Annotated in this window: 12 protein-coding genes and 1 pseudogene; 6 read left to right on the top strand and 7 right to left on the bottom strand. The window is 63.7% G+C overall.

The annotated features are described in order from the left end of the window. Nucleotides 1-209: 209 nt before the first annotated feature. The 5 genes from ACZ6YA_RS10215 (at nt 210) to ACZ6YA_RS10195 (ending at nt 9,117) form a co-directional block, all read left to right on the top strand. Nucleotides 210-3,608 (top strand): Ig-like domain-containing protein, encoded by a 3,399-nt coding sequence (locus ACZ6YA_RS10215; RefSeq protein ID WP_465896970.1) that lies wholly within the window; start codon nt 210-212, stop codon nt 3,606-3,608. Nucleotides 3,609-3,737: 129 nt separating this feature from the next. After that, a complete protein-coding gene (locus ACZ6YA_RS10210; RefSeq protein WP_465896969.1) occupies nt 3,738-4,739 on the top strand; it encodes an SCO family protein in 1,002 nt (333 codons plus the stop codon). 80 nt (nt 4,740-4,819) lie between these two features. Beyond that, complete coding sequence (locus ACZ6YA_RS10205) at nt 4,820-7,147, top strand: putative bifunctional diguanylate cyclase/phosphodiesterase (RefSeq protein WP_465897205.1); 2,328 nt, start codon at nt 4,820-4,822, stop codon at nt 7,145-7,147. Beyond that, a complete protein-coding gene (locus ACZ6YA_RS10200; RefSeq protein ID WP_465896968.1) occupies nt 7,135-8,007 on the top strand; it encodes a phosphate/phosphite/phosphonate ABC transporter substrate-binding protein in 873 nt (290 codons plus the stop codon). Before ACZ6YA_RS10205 ends, ACZ6YA_RS10200 begins: the two co-directional genes overlap by 13 nt. Before the next feature lie 129 nt (nt 8,008-8,136). Beyond that, the gene (locus ACZ6YA_RS10195; RefSeq protein WP_465896967.1) at nt 8,137-9,117 is read left to right on the top strand and encodes a site-specific integrase; all 981 of its coding nucleotides are present in this window, start codon (nt 8,137-8,139) and stop codon (nt 9,115-9,117) included. Here ACZ6YA_RS10195 and ACZ6YA_RS10190 read toward each other — a convergent pair. Further along, the gene (locus ACZ6YA_RS10190) at nt 9,107-10,216 is read right to left on the bottom strand and encodes an SMP-30/gluconolactonase/LRE family protein (RefSeq protein WP_465897204.1); all 1,110 of its coding nucleotides are present in this window, start codon (nt 10,214-10,216) and stop codon (nt 9,107-9,109) included. The genes ACZ6YA_RS10195 and ACZ6YA_RS10190 overlap by 11 nt on opposite strands. Beyond that, nucleotides 10,199-10,831 (bottom strand): annotated as a pseudogene (locus tag ACZ6YA_RS10185) (SDR family NAD(P)-dependent oxidoreductase); the annotation flags it as partial. The gene ACZ6YA_RS10190 and the pseudogene ACZ6YA_RS10185, both read right to left, overlap by 18 nt. A gap of 272 nt (nt 10,832-11,103) precedes the next feature. On the opposite strand from ACZ6YA_RS10185, the gene ACZ6YA_RS10180 reads away from it, so the two are divergent. Further along, a complete protein-coding gene (locus ACZ6YA_RS10180; RefSeq protein WP_465896966.1) occupies nt 11,104-12,075 on the top strand; it encodes a LysR family transcriptional regulator in 972 nt (323 codons plus the stop codon). Here ACZ6YA_RS10180 and asnB read toward each other — a convergent pair. From asnB to ACZ6YA_RS10155, 5 genes are read right to left on the bottom strand one after another with little or no spacing between them, the layout of a single operon-like run. Next, nucleotides 12,064-13,881, bottom strand: coding sequence for an asparagine synthase (glutamine-hydrolyzing) (gene asnB / locus ACZ6YA_RS10175; protein ID WP_465896965.1), 1,818 nt, complete (start codon nt 13,879-13,881; stop codon nt 12,064-12,066). The genes ACZ6YA_RS10180 and asnB overlap by 12 nt on opposite strands. Before the next feature lie 10 nt (nt 13,882-13,891). Next, a complete protein-coding gene (locus ACZ6YA_RS10170; RefSeq protein WP_465896964.1) occupies nt 13,892-15,277 on the bottom strand; it encodes an amidase family protein in 1,386 nt (461 codons plus the stop codon). After that, on the bottom strand, nt 15,264-16,259 hold the full coding sequence (locus ACZ6YA_RS10165) for an AMP-binding protein (protein ID WP_465896963.1): 996 nt from the start codon (nt 16,257-16,259) through the stop codon (nt 15,264-15,266). The genes ACZ6YA_RS10170 and ACZ6YA_RS10165 overlap by 14 nt, the downstream gene beginning before the upstream one ends. Further along, complete coding sequence (locus ACZ6YA_RS10160; protein WP_465896962.1) at nt 16,256-16,540, bottom strand: acyl carrier protein; 285 nt, start codon at nt 16,538-16,540, stop codon at nt 16,256-16,258. Before ACZ6YA_RS10160 ends, ACZ6YA_RS10165 begins: the two co-directional genes overlap by 4 nt. Continuing rightward, on the bottom strand, nt 16,537-16,944 hold the full coding sequence (locus ACZ6YA_RS10155; protein ID WP_465896961.1) for a hypothetical protein: 408 nt from the start codon (nt 16,942-16,944) through the stop codon (nt 16,537-16,539). The genes ACZ6YA_RS10160 and ACZ6YA_RS10155 overlap by 4 nt, the downstream gene beginning before the upstream one ends. Nucleotides 16,945-16,949: the final 5 nt, after the last annotated feature.

Below are 16,949 nucleotides of genomic sequence, written 5' to 3'. Positions count from 1 at the left end.
TCACGGAGCCGTTCACCAGTAATGGGGCCCCAGGGCCCGCTTCTGGGGGCCTGTCCCCATTTTTGACGCGACAATATTTAGTCCGCATCAGTTCCTTCAAGGTTTTGTTTAACAAAACATTACTTGGCACAGCCGTTGCTCCGGCCATCAAAACGAGGCAATACGCCATTGATGGCCCCAAGCCATTTCTGTGACCGAGGCATAAGGCGATGAAAACAACTGCCGTGATCCACCCCAGCCTGAACGCATTCAAACTGACCGCCGTCACCGCGCTGATGCTCAGCCTCGGCCAGCTCAGCGTGATGGCTTCTTCCCTGGATGACGTCAGCCAGCCACCGCCGACGGACCCGTCACACTATGACGATCAACCGGCCGACCCGAACCCGGCGCTACTCAACCTGTTCAACCTGCCCGAAGCGAACCAGGGCTCGCTGGAGCTCAAGGACGGGGTGTACGGGGATCGGGCCAGCAACCGCGTCGACAACGTGCTGCCACCGGCCCTGCAGACTTCACGCAACTACCCTACCAATGGCAAACCCAGCCCGCTGTTCGGCGCGCAACCCTTCACCCAGCAATTGCTGCTGTTCGAAGAATTCGGCCCGGAAAAACTCGACCCGAGCCTGCCGCCGCCAAGCTTGACCTTCCCCGTCCCGACGCTGGGCGCTTCTCCAGCGCAAGACCCGGACATCGTTGCCCGCAGCAGCCCCAACGGCAACGCCCTGGAAGCTTTCCTCAAGCAGCCCGGGCTGTTCCCATTTCCTACCCAGTATTCCAACGTGCTCGACCGCAACCCGTGGAAGGCGCAGATCGAGATGTTCCTCAACCGCAACTCGGTCGGCTCGCCAGCGGAAGGCCGGCCACCAGGAAAGGGTTGGTCGCACCAGCGCTGGAACGAGTTCTACCCCCAGGCTGCGTTCAAGACCGCCCAGGCGGGCGCACGCATCAACCAGGGGCTGCGTGACCGCAAGCAGTTGCACAACTATGCCGTGGGCGAGTTCGCCCCGGGCGGGTTGTATTACCAGACCTCCGACATCCCCACCACCCTGGGCACCACCAAGGGCATCGACACGCGCTTTCACCCGAACATGCCGCTGCAGAACCACAAGTCGTTGTGGACCTTCGATGGCACCTTCCCAGTAAAACTGCTGATGGTGCGCTACGGCCAGCCAGTGCTGATGCGCCATTACAACGCGCTGCCGATCGACCCGGCGGCCAACGGCGGTTTCGGCCTGCACACCATCTCGACCCACGAGCACAACGGCCACTCCCCGGCAGAAAGCGATGGATTCGCCAACGCCTACTTCTTCCCCGGCCAGTACTACGATTACCGCTGGCCAATCCAGCTGGCCGGCTATGACACAATCAATACCCGCGCCCAGGACCCACGCGCAGCGTTCCCCTGCTCGCCCGGCGAAACCCTGTTCGTCAACGATGCGTCGCCAGGCCTGAAGACCTGCCAGAACGGCAGCATCAAGATTCGCGGTGACTGGCGCGAAACCATGAGCACCCACTGGTTCCACGACCATATGCTCGATTTCACGGCGCAGAACGTCTACAAAGGCAACGCCGTGATGATGAACTACTACAGCGCCCTGGACCGTGGCAACGAAGCGCTGCAGGACGGCGTCAACCTGCGCTTGCCGAGCGGCAGCGGCATGCCCTGGGGCAACCGCGACTACGACGTCAACCTGGTGATCGCCGACAAGGCCTGGGATCAGAACGGCCAACTGTGGTTCAACCCGTTCAACACCGACGGCTTCCTCGGGGACCAGATACTGGTCAACTGGCAGTACCAACCCAAGCTCAAGGTGCGTGCACGCGCTTATCGCTTCCGCATTCTCAACGGCTCGGTGTCGCGCTACTTCAAGTTTGCCGTGGTGCGTGAAATTGCGGGCAACAGTGGCGAACTCAAGGGGCCAGCCGGCTCCAATCTGTCCTACGCTCGGGTGCCGTTCCACATGGTCGCCAACGACGGCAACATCATGGAGCACGCGGTGCCGTTCGATGGCACCCTGGACCTCAACGGCGACGGCGACCTGCAGGACAACAACGCCATCCTGCCGCTGCAGGGCATTGCCGAGCGCTACGACATCATCATCAACTTCGCCAAGAACGGCATCAAAGCCGGCGACAAGCTGTACTTCGTCAACTTGATGGAGCACGACACCGGCAAAGGCCCGAAACAGGCGATCTCGCTGGCCGATGTGATGTCGGAGAAGTACAAGGCGGTCATCAAGCAGACCAGCAAGGGCCCGGAATGGGACAGGGGCGACCCGGTGGTGGGCAAGTTCATGCAGTTGCTGGTGCAGCCTTATAGCGGCCAGGACGTGAGCATGGACCCGACCGCCTACGAGCCGGCCAAACCTGGCAAGGCCGAAGGCCTGAAGATGATCCCGCTGACCATCGACCGCACCGCCCAGGCCGACAAGGACAAGATCAAAGCTGCCCGCCATCGTGAGTTCATCTTCGGCCGCTCCGATGGCACCGACACGGCGCCCTGGACCATCAAGACCGACGGCGGCTTCGGTTACAGCATGGACCCGCGGCGCATTACCGCTGCCGCGCAACTGACGAACGAGGCCACCGACGGCGGCTTCAGTGGCGACGGCACACTTGAAGTGTGGAAGATCAAGAACGGCGGCAACGGCTGGAGCCACCCCGTGCATGTGCACTTCGAAGAAGGTGTGGTGCTCAGCCGCGACGGCAAGGCGCCGCCGGAATGGGAGAAATGGGCACGCAAGGACGTCTACCGCATCGGCCCGGACGTAGACTCCTCCGAAGAAGTGGAAATGGCCATCCGCTTCCGCGAGTTCGCCGGGACCTACATAGAGCATTGCCACAACACCCAGCATGAGGACACCTCGATGCTGCTGCGCTGGGACATCGAGCACCCAGGCCAGTTCCAGGTGATGCCGACCCCGCTGCCGGGCTGGGATGGTGTGCAGTACGTCGCTTCCGTGGGCCTGCCAACTTTCCGCAACACCAGTGGACATGGCGGTGACGACGACACCAGCAACAAACCACCGGTAGCTGTGAATGACAGTGCAGCCACCACGGCAGGTAAACCGATCGTGCTCAATGTGCTGGCCAATGACACCGATCCGGAGGGCAACCTGCCGCTGACCGTGAAGAGCCTGAGCCAACCGGACTCGGGTCAGGGCTCGACCAGCACCGATGGCACCACCATCACCTATACCCCGCCAACCACGGTGCCCACGCCCTTCACTGCCAGCTTCAATTACTCGGCGCGTGATGCCAAAGGTGCCGAGTCGTTGGCGCCGGCCACGGTGAGCATTGCGGTCGGCCCGGCGGTGGCCATGGATGAGATCCAGGTCAGCAGCGCCTCGGTGCAGTTGCGCAGCAACAACCGCTACACCTGGGACGTGTCTGGCACGACATCGGTGGCCACCGGCAACAGCATTACGGTCACTGCCGCGACCACCAGCGGGCCGCTGAACCTGGGGACGGCGACGCTGACGGCAGCAACCACCGGTGCCCGCTGGCGGTTGTCGGTGACCACCACCGGCAGTGGCCCGGCCACGCCGGCGACGGTGACCGTGAAGTCGGCTCTGGGGCAGAGCGTGACCGCTCCGATCAGCATCAAGTAAAGCGTGGGGCCGCTTTGCGGCCTTCGCGGGGCAAGCCCGCTCCCACACGAATCTGTGGGAGCGGGCTTGCCCCGCGAAGGGCTGCGCAGCAACCCCAATCGCAACACACGAACAACCGAGGATCCCCTCATGTCCGGTTCATGGCCTGTTCTGCTCGCACTCTCCCTGTTCGCCGCCAGCACCCACTACTGGCCAATAAAGCCTGTCTTGCAAGCCCAGGCACAAGTCCCGATCCAGGCCCAAGGCAGCACGCCCTGGGGCGCCGACTACTTCCCCAACACCCCACTGCTCACCCAGGACGGCAAAAAAGTCCATTTCTTCGACGACCTGATCAAGGACAAGGTGGTCGCCATCAACTTCATCTTCACCGGCTGCAGCGACTCCTGCCCGGTGGAAACCGCGCGCTTGCGCCAGGTACAGAAGATCCTCGGCGACCGCGTGGGTAAGGACATCTTCCTCTATTCCATCAGCATCGATCCCTACAATGACACCCCCGCCACCCTCAAGCGCTATGCCGAGAAGTTCGCCATCGGCCCCGGCTGGACCCTGCTGACTGGCGAGCCCGGCGACATCGAGCAACTGCGTCGGCGCCTGGGCCTTTATATAGAAGGCCTGGAGAACGGCCGCTCGAAGGATCATAACCTGAGCCTGATCATCGGCAATCAGGCCACCGGTCGCTGGATGAAGGCCTCGCCCTTCGAAAGCCCCTACATCCTCGCTGACCGTCTGGGCAACAGCCTGCATAACTGGAAGCAAGCCACGGCGATGACCAACGACTACGCCAGCGCCCCCGATATCCGCCCCCCCAGCAGCGGCGAGCAGATCTTCCGCACGCGCTGCTCGTCCTGCCATTCGGTGGGTAATGTCGAACCCGGCCAATCCGGCATCGGCCCCGACCTGCTCGGCGTGACTCGGCAACGTGAAGCCAGCTGGCTGGCCCGCTGGCTCAAGGAACCGGACCAGATGCTCGCCGAAAAAGACCCGCTGGCCACGCTGCTCTACGAACAGTACAACCGCCTGGCCATGCCCAACATGCGCCTGGGCGATGCCGAAGTCGCTGCCCTGCTCAGCTACCTCGAAGAAGAGACCACGCGGTTGCAGGCACCGCTGGCAGACCGGGGAAAACCCTAAAGGCAATTAGCCACTAGTCATGACTCTGTCATCTGGCTGTCGTATTTTTCGACCATCACCCAGGGTCGGGAATGCCAGCTGTGATACGCCGTTTTCTCTCGTCTGCAGGCTTGTTGCGTCTGTTGATACTGGTGCTCTGCGCAGCCACCCTGACATTCCTCTGGGGGCTGCACTTCACCCAGAAGGCTGCCGCGCGGCAGGATGCGCTGTCGGCGAAGGCTGCCGAGCACCTGAACCTCGCCAGCATCGTCGGCGAAAGCCTGCGACAGTTGGTCGACCGCGCCCAGGCCGTAGGCCGGGTCACCCAGGACGACATGAAAGTGCTGCGCCAGGGCAACCTGAGCCTGGCACGGCTGTTGGCCGAAGATCCGGTGTTCAAACGCATGAGCTTATACGACCGGAACGGGCGGTTAGTTTCGGCAAGCCACAGCGATGAGGCGCCAGCGCTGCCGGACGATTGGCTGCAGCAGCTCAAACTGCATGTCGCCCATTACGGTTTCAAGCCGTTCCTGCCGCGTATCACCCCAACGCTCACGCCTGCGCCCATGCCCAACTGGCGCCTGCCCTTCCTGTTGCCATTGACCAACCTGCCCGGTCGCGAAATCGACAACATCCTCGTGGTACAACTCGATATCGGCTACCTTGCCGTGCTGTTCCAGCACATCGACCTCGGCGCTACCGGATTGATGCGCCTGTTGCAGGATGACGGCCAGGAACGCCTGCGTATCGACACCAGTGGCGTGGTCGTGGCCGGTGATGAATTCGAACCTGGCCTGCCGACCCCGGGCAGCGAGGCTGGGCTGCTGGTCCAGTACGCTGCCGGCAACCCGTTCCAAAGCCTGTACCGGCGCATCGACGAGCGCGGCTTCAGCATCATCGTCAGCCAACGCTACGACGAAATTCTCGCCCCCACTGCCTTGGCCTACTCACGGCAGTTCTGGCTGAACCTGAGCATGACCCTGATGATCCTCGCCAGCCTGGCCTGGACCCTGCGGCTGTTAGGCAAGCGACAGGAAGCCTTCAGTGCCCTGGAGCACGCGCAACAGGTCAACCAGCAGCTGATCGGGCGCCTGGAGGACGAACACCGGCGTAGCAGCCATGCCGCCGCCACCGACCACCTCAGCGGCCTGCACAACCGCCGCCAGTTCGTCGAAGTGGCAGGCCAGGCACTGACGCGCCAGCGTGGCAAACGCCGGCTGATGGCAATTCTGTTCATCGACATGGACCGCTTCAAGTCGATCAACGACTCGCTTGGGCACAAGATCGGCGACCTGCTGCTGCAGGCCGTGGCCGGGCGCATCCAGCGCCTGCTCGAACCCGGCGACGAAGCCTCGCGCTTTGGTGGCGACGAATTCGTCGTGCTGCTGGCGGGCGAGCGCAGTGAAGCGCAGATCAACAGCTGGGTGCACAACCTGGTGCAGAAGCTCTCGGCCACCTATGCCCTGGACGGCCAGGAGGTCAACACCAGCCCCAGCGTCGGCGTCAGTATCTGCCCGCGCGATGGCCAGGACATCGACAGCCTGATCCGCTGCGCCGATGCTGCCATGTATTCGGCCAAACAGGCCGGGCGCGCCCAGTACCGCTTCTTCGACCCCTCGCTCAACCTAGCCGACATCCAGGCCTTCACCCTTGAACAGGCCTTCGGTAGCGCCCTGGCCGAGCGACAGTTCGTGTTGCATTACCAGCCTCAGATTCGCCTCGACACCCACCAGGTGCTGGGCTACGAAGCACTGGTGCGCTGGGATCATCCAGCGTTCGGGCTGCTCTACCCGGACCGTTTCATCGGCTTGGCAGAACGCAGCGGTTTCATCATCGAGCTGGGTTGGGAAGTGTTGCGCCTGGCCTGCGAGGAGCTGGCACGCTGGGACGCCCAGGGCCGCGAAACCCGGCTGGCGGTGAATGTCTCGGCGCTGCAGCTGCGCCAGGCCGACTTCAGCACCCGCTTGCTGGCCAAATTGCAGCTGTACGGCATCGCCCCGCAGCGGCTGGAGCTGGAGATCACCGAGACCACCATTCTCGACCCGGAAGGCACCGCGGTCGATCACCTGCACCGCCTGCGCACGGCCGGTCTGGGCATCAGCCTGGACGATTTCGGCCGCGGCTACGCCGGCTTCGCGCATTTGCAGTCACTGCCCCTGAGCAAGTTGAAGATCGACCGCTCGCTGATCGCCCCGCTGTCCAACAGCTACGACGATAGCCCGATCGTTTCCTCGACCATCATCCTGGCCAAGCGCCTGGGCTTGGAGGTCGTCGCTGAAGGCGTCGAGACCCGTGAACAAGTGGTGTGTCTGAAAATTGCCGGCTGCGACATCGCCCAGGGCTATCACTTCAGCCGGCCGCTGTCGCCGGCCCAATTGCGTGAGTACCCGCCCTTCAACAGCCTGGAGGAAAAACCATGCGTGCTTTGAGAGCCTTGGCCGGTGTGCTGCTGGCCAACGTGCTCGCGACCGCTGCGCTGGCCGACTGCACACCCCGCAGCTTGCGCCTGGCGGTGATACCGATCAAAAGCAGCGAAGCCATGGTCATTGATCACCAGGCCTTGCTGCAGCGCCTGAGCCAGGCCGCCGGGGTGCCGGTGGAGCTGATGATTGCCACCTCGTACGAAAGCGTGGTCGATGCCATTGTCTCCGGCGGCGCCGACATCGCCCGCCTCGGCCCGGCCTCTTACGTACTTGCCCAGCGTCGGGACCCGAAGGTAGAACCTTTTGCCACCTTCACCCTGAGTGCCGGGCCTTTCACCGCAGCCGGCAACCACTATCAGGCGCTGTTGTTGACCCGTGCCGACAGCCCTGACGGCATCGAGCCGCTGCGTGGCAAGCGCCTGGCCCTCAGCGACCCGGCCAGCACCTCCGGCGGCCTGGTGCCCAGTGTGGAGTTCGCGGCCCAGGTGGGTGCGCCATTGCCACGGTTCTTCGGCTCGCTGGTGTATGCCGGCAACCATGACAACGCGCTGCAAGCGCTGTTGGACGGCCGTGTCGATGCGGCCTTCGTCGCCAGCGAACGCGCCGATGCCTACCTGGCTAGGCACTCGTTGGCACCCAGCTCTCTAAAGGTGCAGTGGCGTTCAAGGCCAATCTATTACGACCCGTATGTGTTCAGTGCCAGCCTGTGCCCGGCGCTGAAAGAGCGCATTCGCAAGGCGATGCTGGAAGACCCTGAGGCCCTGGCGGCATTCGTCGCCTCCCAGGATGCCAGCGGCTTGGTGCCGGTCAGCCGGGCGGAGTATGTACCGCTGCGGCAACTGATGGATACCGCGTTGCCTCAGTGAAATCACCTTTGCCCATACCGCCCCATTCGCGGGGCAAGCCCGCTCCCACAGGTCCCGGACATGCCTCCAGCCTGTGGGAGCGGGCTTGCCCGCGAATGGGCCGGGACAGACAACCCAATAAGCTTTATCTTGTCGCTGTCCATCACCACACCGCCGACCATGACCGACATCGAGCGCTACGTCCGCGCCGCCACCCGCGACAACACCCGGCGCAGTTACCAGGCCGCCATCGAGCATTTCGAGGCGCACTGGGGTGGGTTTCTTCCCGCCACTGCCGACAGCATCGCCCGCTACCTGGCCGATCATGCCGAACAGCACGCCGTCAGCACCCTGCGCCAACGCCTTGCAGCCTTGAGCCAATGGCACATCAGCCAGGGCTTCCCCGACCCGACCAAAGCGCCTCTGGTACGCCAGGTGTTACGGGGCATCCGCACCTTGCACCCGACACCGCCGAAACAGGCTGCGCCGCTGTTGTTGCAGCATCTGCAAACGGCTGTCGAGCGTTTCGAGGAAGAAGCCAGGCAGGCCCGCGAGCACCACGACCTGCCAGCCCTGCGCCGCGCCAGGCGCGACACTGCGCTGTTGCTTATCGGCTTCTGGCGGGGATTTCGCGGGGATGAACTGGCGCGTCTGCGTGTCGAGCATATCCAGGCCGAAGCGGGTGTCGGTATCACCTTGTTCCTGCCGCGCAGCAAGGGCGACCGGGAAGCGCTTGGCGTGCAACACCGTACCCCTGCGCTCAAGGCACTGTGCCCGGTTACGGCCTACCTGCAATGGCTGGAAGTGGCTGGCATCGCCCACGGCCCAGTGTTTCGCAAGCTCGACCGCTGGGGCAACCTGAGTGATACGCCGCTCAACAGCAACAGCCTGGTCGGCCTGTTACGGCGCATGCTCGATCGCGCCGGCGTGCCTGCAGCGCTGTACACCGGCCACTCCCTGCGCCGCGGTTTTGCCACCTGGGCCACGGCCAACGGCTGGGAATTGAAGTCGCTGATGAGCTACGTAGGCTGGAAGGACGCCAAATCGGCGCTGCGCTACATTGACTCGGCGCAGCGCTTTGGCGAGCTGGCCGTGCTACCGCCCAGCCAGATTCAAGCGCTTATTCCTTGAAGACAAACCGTTCGATGCCGCCTACTTCCGGGCGAATCGCATACACATCGCCGGCATCCGGGTAGTGCCGCAGTTCTGTCGGCGACATACCCACGCGTGCCGTGGTGATGAACAGCGTACCCAGGCCATCACCCCCGAAACAACAGCTGGTCGGGCGCGGCACCGGCATCACCACCTGGTCGGTCAGGTGCCCGTCGCGATCATAGCGCAGCAAGCAGCTGCCATTGAACTGGCATACCCACAGCCCACCTTCACGGTCCAGCGCAATCCCGTCCGGGCGGCCTAGCTCGGCGGGCGTTTCGGCGAACAGGCTGATCTGCTCCAGACGCCCTTCTGCCAGGTACTCGGCGCGATAGATCGAGCGGGCAACGGAATCGACGAAGAACACGGTCTGGCTATCTGCCGACCAGGCGATGCCGTTGGGCAATGACAAACCGTCGTGGATCACCTCATCGTGCAACTCGCCATCGAAGCGGAACAAGGCGCCGGTCTTGCCGCTCGGGCCTTCGTCCATCAGCCCGCTGACGAAACGGCCTTGCGGGTCGCAGGCACCGTCGTTGAAGCGGTAGCTCGAACGGTGGTGCACGGGCACCGAGTACTGCCGCACTTTGCCTGGCTGAACATCGAGAACGGCCACGCTGGCATCCTCGGTGAAGATCAGGTTGCCTTGATCGGTCAGGGCCAGGGCACCGATCCGCGCCGCTGATTCGTACAGGTTCTCTACGTCGCCATCAGGCAGCAGCCGGTGAATACGCCCGCCGGTGATATCGACGAAATACAACACGCCCGTGCGCGCATCCCACACCGGGCTTTCGCCCAGGTCGGCACGGATATTGGCGACCTTGATCGGCACGTAGTGACATTCCTTGATGCGGCTCCAGCGCTCGGCCACTTCAGCCAGGCTGGACGCCTCCACCCGCGCCAGGTCGCGGGGATAACTTACCCCGCTGTTCTCGCTGAAGCGGGTGGCGGTGAATTGACCATTGCTGGCACGCAGGATGTAGCCGGTATCCCGGCACAGCGCGCTGGCCAGGTACAACACGCCCGGTGTTACCCATTCGGGTTTGAGTTCTTCAGGGGGCTGGGTCACGCCCCACATGCGGGTCTTGGCCACCGGCGAGATCGCGTTGACCAGAATGCCATGCTCCAGCCCTTCCATGCTGAGCGCGTTCATGATGCCCACCTGGGCCATCTTGCCCGCCGAGTAGGCGACCAGGCCCGGCTGGGCGTAACGCTGGTACATGGCACGGTCCGAGGTGGTCAGGACGATGCGCGGGGCGGAGGAAGCCTTGAGGTGCTTCCAGGCATGCTTGGCGAGCCACACCGGGGCATGCACGCTGATACCCAGGGCGCGGTCGAGAAATGCCTGTTCCTGGGTCTCGATACCTTGGTAGTCGACCCAGCCGGCGTTGTGGATCAGGATATCCAGCGCACCGAAATGCGCGATGGCCAGTTCCACCAGTTGGCGACATTCTTCTTCGTTTTCCAGGTGGCCGACGTGGGCGACCACTGCATAGCCCCTGGCCTGCAGGGCTTCGAGGGCCTCGCTGACCGCGTCCGGGTCATGCCCTTCGCCCGAGCGATCAGTACCCAGGTCACTGATGACTACCCGCGCCCCCCGCGCCGCCAGGGCCATGGCGTAATCCAGGCCCAGGCCCTGAGCGGCGCCGGTGACGATGGCAACTTTATCTTTGAATGGGTCTGTGGTCGGCATTGAAGCCCCCTTCCGAATCTCCTTTTTTACGATAACAATAAAAAAATCAATGACTTAATATTAAAAGCATGCAACTTTGATATCTCGGAGATATCACCTGAGACCTGCTACCCACCGACGTGCCCCAGCCACCCGGGTGATGCCCTGCAAAAACATGATTGCAGCACAGGCTTTGTCGCCGCGAAACCACGCACTATGATGGCCGCCTTGCAGGGTCGGCCGGCGGAGAACGCCTTCCTGGCGCCCGTTCGACTCGATGAAGGAACGTAAGCATGATCGAGACACGTTTGCTCAGGCAGTTCATTGCCGTGGCCGAGGAGCTGCACTTTCACAAGGCAGCCATCCGCCTGCACATGGCGCAGCCACCCCTGAGCCAAGCGATCAACCGACTCGAAGAGAAGCTGGGCTTCAGCCTGTTCCTGCGCAACAAGCGCGGCGTCAAGCTGACCGCCGCCGGCATGGCGTTCCTGGAGACCGCCTACCGCACACTCAAGGAGCTGGAGCAAGGCATCGAGTACGCGCGCAACGTCTCCGAAGGCATCTGCGGCAAGCTGACCATCACTGCGATTTCCATCGCCTACTACGAGTCGCTGCTCAACACCCTGAAGAAATTTCGCGAAATCTACCCGAACGTGCGGCTGACCATCCGCGAGATGCCCTCGGCGTCCCAAGCCAAGGCACTGATGGCCGGCGAAGCGGACATCGGCTTCATGCGCAAGTTGCCGATGCCGCCGGACACCATCGAATCGCGGCTGCTGCTCAACGAACAGATCGTCATGGCCCTGCCCAGCAGCCACGCCAAGGCCCATCACGCGGTGGTCGACCTGCGTGATTTCGCCGAAGAAGACTTCGTCTTCACCCCGCAAGCACTGGGCAGCGGTTACCACAGCCAGTTGATCGCCCTGTGCGAATCGGCCGGTTTCTATCCCAAGGTGGTACAGGAAGCGGCGCAGATCCACACCTTGATCGGCCTGGTCGCCTGCGGCTTCGGCGTCGCGCTGGTGCCAGAATCGATCGCCTACTCGACGCTGCGCGACCGCGTGCAGTTCCGCCCGATCCGCCCGATCAAGGACCAGCCCACGCCGACCATGGGCCTGTACATGAACTGGAACCTGCAGAACGCCTCCCCCGCCCTGGGCAGCTTCATTTCCATGCTCGACCTGGGCGCGCCACGACGCTTTGTCGACACCATTCAGAACCCGGTGATACTGGACGGCAACGACAGACGCGAACTACAGCGCTAAACGGTACTCACGCAGCCAGCTATCGAGCGCCAGCGCTGTTTCCAGGTTGTTGCGCCGCAGCTGCGAGTTGAAATATCCCTCGGGTTGATGCAGCTCGGCGGCCAGACGACGGCGGTCGATGACCTGAAACACCGAGCTGCCCGCCTCGGCCAGCAATCGCCTGATGCGCTCGCGCAGGAACCGTTCGTAGGCCAGGTTGGCCGACGTCGGGTAAGGGCTCTTGCGCCGCTGCAGCACTGCCGGCGGCAGGAGGTCGGCGCAGGCTTGCTTGAGCAGCCACTTTTCCTGACCGTCCTTGCTCTTGATCGCCCACGGCACGTTGTACACGTATTCGACCAGTTCGTGGTCGGTGAACGGCACCCGTACCTCCAGGCTGGCGGCCATGCTCAGCCGGTCCTTGCGGTCGAGCAGGATCGGCAGCCAGCGCTGCAGGTGCATGTGGCAGAGCTCGCGCATGCGTCGCTCTTGCGGGCTGTCACCCGGCAAATGCTCAACGTTGTCCAGCGCCTGGTGGTAGCAACTGTCCTGGTAGTCGGCGAAGTTGCACAGGCGGTTGAACTCAGGGTTGATCAGCTCGGGCTGCAGCAACTGCATGCGCGACAGCCACGGGAAGCGCTGCGCGACAATGGCCTGTGGGTCACGGAACCAGGCATAGCCGCCAAACACCTCGTCCGCTGCCTCGCCGGAGATGGCCACCGTGGAGTGCTCGCGGATGGCCTTGAACAGCAGATACAGTGAAGTGTCCACATCGCCGAACGTGGCCGCCGAGTCATTGGCCCGGTACACCGCCCTGCGCGCAACATCACCGACCAGCTCGCGGTTGTCGATGAGGATGGTCTGGTGATGACTGCCGATGTACTCGGCAGCCGCCAGGGCGTAAGGCTGGTCCCGCTCCGGGCGAAATTCGTCGCTCTGGAACTGCTCGGCCTGGCCAACGAAGTCCACCGAGAACGAGTTGACCGTGCCGCGCTGCTTCGCCATGGCGGTGAGAATGGTCGAATCCAGCCCGCCAGAAAGCAGCGAACAGATTGGTACATCGGCATACAGCTGTTCGCCCAGCGCCTTGCCGAGCAGCTCACGGGTGTGCGCCACGGTGCTGACCAGGTCGTCCTGATGCTCGCGCCGCTGTATCTGCCAGTAACGACTAAGTTTCGGTTGGCCATTCGGGCGCCAGGACAGTCGATGCCCAGGCGGGAGTTCGTCAACCCCGCGCAGGGCCGTACGCACGGTGCCGCGAGACAGGCTCAGGGCATCCACCAGACCCACCACATCCAATGCGCTGGCGAACTCCGGGTGCGCCAGGATCGCCTTGATTTCCGAACCGAACAGCAGGCCTTGCTGGTGGCGGGCATAATACAACGGCTTGACCCCAAGACGATCACGTACCAGCAGGAAGTGACCGTCGCGCCCGTCAAAGATGGCGAAAGCAAACATCCCGCTCAGGTGTTCGCAGCACAGTTCGCCCCATTCCAGATAGGCATGCAGCACCACCTCGGTGTCGCTGCGGGTGTGGAACTGATGGCCTGCCTTCTGCAACTGCTCGCGCAGCGCGTTGTGGTTGTAGACCTCGCCGGTGTAGATCAGCGCGATCTGCTCGCCGCTGGCACAACGGAAGGTCATCGGCTGCACGCCGCCACCGAGGTCGATGATTGCCAGGCGCCGGTGGCCCAACAGGGCATTGCGGTGCTGCCAGCTGCCGCTGGCATCGGGCCCGCGCAGGGCCAGGGTATCGGTCATGGCGCCAAGGGCCGGGGTGGCCTGGGCCAGGTCGCGGGTGTAGTCCACCCAGCCTGTAATTCCGCACATGCTGCGCTCCTTAGGCCTGAAGACGGCGGGTAGGTAGCAGGCCAGTCACAGCCTGCAGACGCTTGGCGATGTCCAGCAGCTGCCGCTCGCTGTCGCGCCGGCCCATGATCTGCACGGACAACGGCGCCTTGCCATCGGCACTCAGGCAAATCGGCACGGTGATGGCCGGCAGGCCGCTGAAGCTGGCCAGTGGGGTGAAGCTGATCTTCTGCTCGTAACCGGGCTCGGCCGGCGATGGGATGGTCGAGTCGCCGGGCTGCGGGTTGCGCCGGTCGAACGGCCGGTTGGGGTCCATGGGGAACACCACGAAGTCCACCTGGGCGCTGTCGAACCAGGCGTCGATACCGCCGCGGATGCTGTCCATGCGCTGGTGGATGCGCTGGTAGTCGCTGTCGCTGACACCCTCGCCCACCTTCAGCGCACTGAGCGTCGACCAGTGCAGCTCGCAGTCGAAGCGACGCGCCCACGCCGACGATGCCAACCACGCATCACGCGCGCACAGTTGCCAGGCATCACCACGGCAAGCCCACAGGTCGGGCATGGCGACTTCAGCCGGGGGCATGCTTAGATCTGCCAGCGCACTGCGTGCCTGGCCCAGCATGTCCAGCATCGCCGGGCTGGTCAGCGCCGGGTCCAGTGCGTGCTCCAGCACAGCGACGCGGTAGTGGTCCCTCAGCGGTTGTTGCTGACCGAGCAGCGGTTCCAGGCCCAGCAGCGGGAACAGCAGGTCGAGGTCGTCGGCGCTGCGGGTCACCCAGCCCAGCGCGTCCATGCGCGGGGATAGTGGGAACACGCCAGTCAGGCTCGCGGCCTTCTGCGTCATGCGCAAGCCGACCATGCCGCAGTGCGAGGCCGGCCAGCGTACCGAACCCAGGACATCGGTGCCCAAAGAAATGTCACACAAGCCCGCAGCCACTGACACCGCCGAACCGGTACTGGAGCCAGAGGGGTCGATGGTCGGGAAGTGCGGGTTGCGGCAGCCGGCACCAAAGGCGATGTTCAATTCGGTGGTCGCGACCTTGCTGGTCAAGGCGATGCGCGGGTCGAGGAGCGTCAGCGCCTCTGCACTGCGCTGCGGGTAATGGCGGTAGCTGCGCAGGCCCAGGCGGGTCGGCAGGCCAGCCACATCGACGGTGTCTTTGACGCCCAGGCGAAACCACGGCGCTTCGACTTCGCGGGTGCTGGTCAGGCAACGGTAGTGACTGTCGGCGTGTACCGACCATTGGTCGTACTGGAGGGCCCAGTCCGCTGCCAGCGTAGGGTTGCGCTGCAGCAGCTCATGGCGTTTGCGCAGGCTGAGGCCGAGGTACTCGGGTTGCTCGCGGCCACTGCTGGCGTCGGCGCCACAGCCATTGAGGTACTGAGCGATGGTGTCCTGGGTGTTAGCGTGGGTCATGGGTGTATTCCTTGACAGAGGTTAGGGCCGCCCACGGCAGGGGTTTGCCAGTGGCGGATAAAGGCAGTTCGGCGAGCCGACGGACCGCGACGGGTCGTGGATGGCTCGGCGACAGTTGCTGGAACACCTCCAGTACTGCCCGTTCGCTGAGCGTGGCGGAGCTGAACAGCACCTCGTACGCTTCGCCACGCAGGCTATCGCGCACTGCCACGCAGGCCAGCGTCGGGCATTGCAGGCGTTGTTGGATTTCGCACGCCAGGCGCGCCAAGTCGAGGCGCTGACCATTGACCTTGATCAGGCTGCTGGCCCTGCCCAGCCATTGGAAACGTCGTGCATCCAAAGCCAGCACCAGGTCGTCGCAGCAGTGACTGGCTGCAGGCACTGCCTGGTGCGGCGCGCGGGCAATACGCAGGCTGGCCACGTCGAGGGCGGATGGCTGGCCCAGGTTGCTGAGCAGCGTGACATCGTCGAGCAGCGTCCAAGCCTGCTCCGGGCTACTGTTCGCATCCAGTTCGCGGTAGGCCATGGCACCGGTTTCGGTCGAGCCCAGCAGCTCGACGAAGCGTACCCGCGGACCAGCATGGCGCCGCACTGTCGTCAATGCGTCAGGCGGCAACAGCGAAGCGCTGTGCACCACCAGCACCGCACGCCGCGCTGCCAATCGCGTCAACAGCGCGGGCAGTAGTCGCCAGGTACTGGCGATGGCGAGGATCACGCACGGCCCCTCACCGTCGAGTAATGGCAGCCGCTGCTGCTCCAGCGAACATGCCTGAAGGTGCGCGCCCAAGACACGCGCACCGACTTCGCCGAGGATCATGCCGTAGCTGTGGCTGGCGGGTGCGAACGCGAAGATCTCTTGCGCATCGGGCGCCCAGCGGCCAAAAATCAACGCGGCCTCGCGCTCCATTTGCGCCACGCTGCGCAGCCACAGCCTGGGCGCACCGGTGGAGCCGGAGGTGGTGAATACGTGCTCGGCGTTCACTCGGCGGCCTGCAGGGTCAGTTGGTCTTCCAGTTTCTGGCTGACGAATCGCTCCATCTTCTCCAAGGTTTCGAACCAGAAGCGCACATCGTCGCTGAGGTAATCCACTTCGATGTCGAAGCAGCCTTCGATGGCGGTGATCACTTCGACGGCCATGAGGCTGTCGAAACGCTCACCGAGAAAGTCGCGGAAGCTGTCGCGCTTGTCGATGGTGTGGATTGCCTCGCCTAACAGCTGGCCGAGGGTCTGACGAATGCGCTGTTCAATGCTGAAGTCGTTCACGAGCCGGTGTTTCCTTGTGGATGGGCAGCGTTGATCAATTCTGCGCCGGCGCTGAAGAACACGTGCTCGGGCAGGATCGGGTCGAATTGCAAATAGATGAAGGCGTGTGGGTAAAGCGAGCGCAGGCAGCCATGCAGCCCTTCGGCCAGGATTTGGTGGGCCAGCCGGTCGCGCGCTGCCGACAAGGTGATGCGCACATGGAACTGCGTCGGCACGCCCTCGCGGTCGGCAACCGGCATCGGCATGCCGGCGCGGAATACGCACCCCTCGGCCAGCGGGTGGAAGAACACCATGCAGTGGGCGGTATCAGCACCGAGGCTTTTCAGCAGGCGGGTGAAGGCCAGGGCCAGGCGCTTGCGCTCCAGCGAATGCAGCGGTGCGCAGGAAATGGTAAGGGTTGGCATGAGGA

Source organism: Pseudomonas sp. NPDC090752 (assembly GCF_055584805.1).
This window is presented reverse-complemented; position numbering and strand designations above follow the sequence as displayed.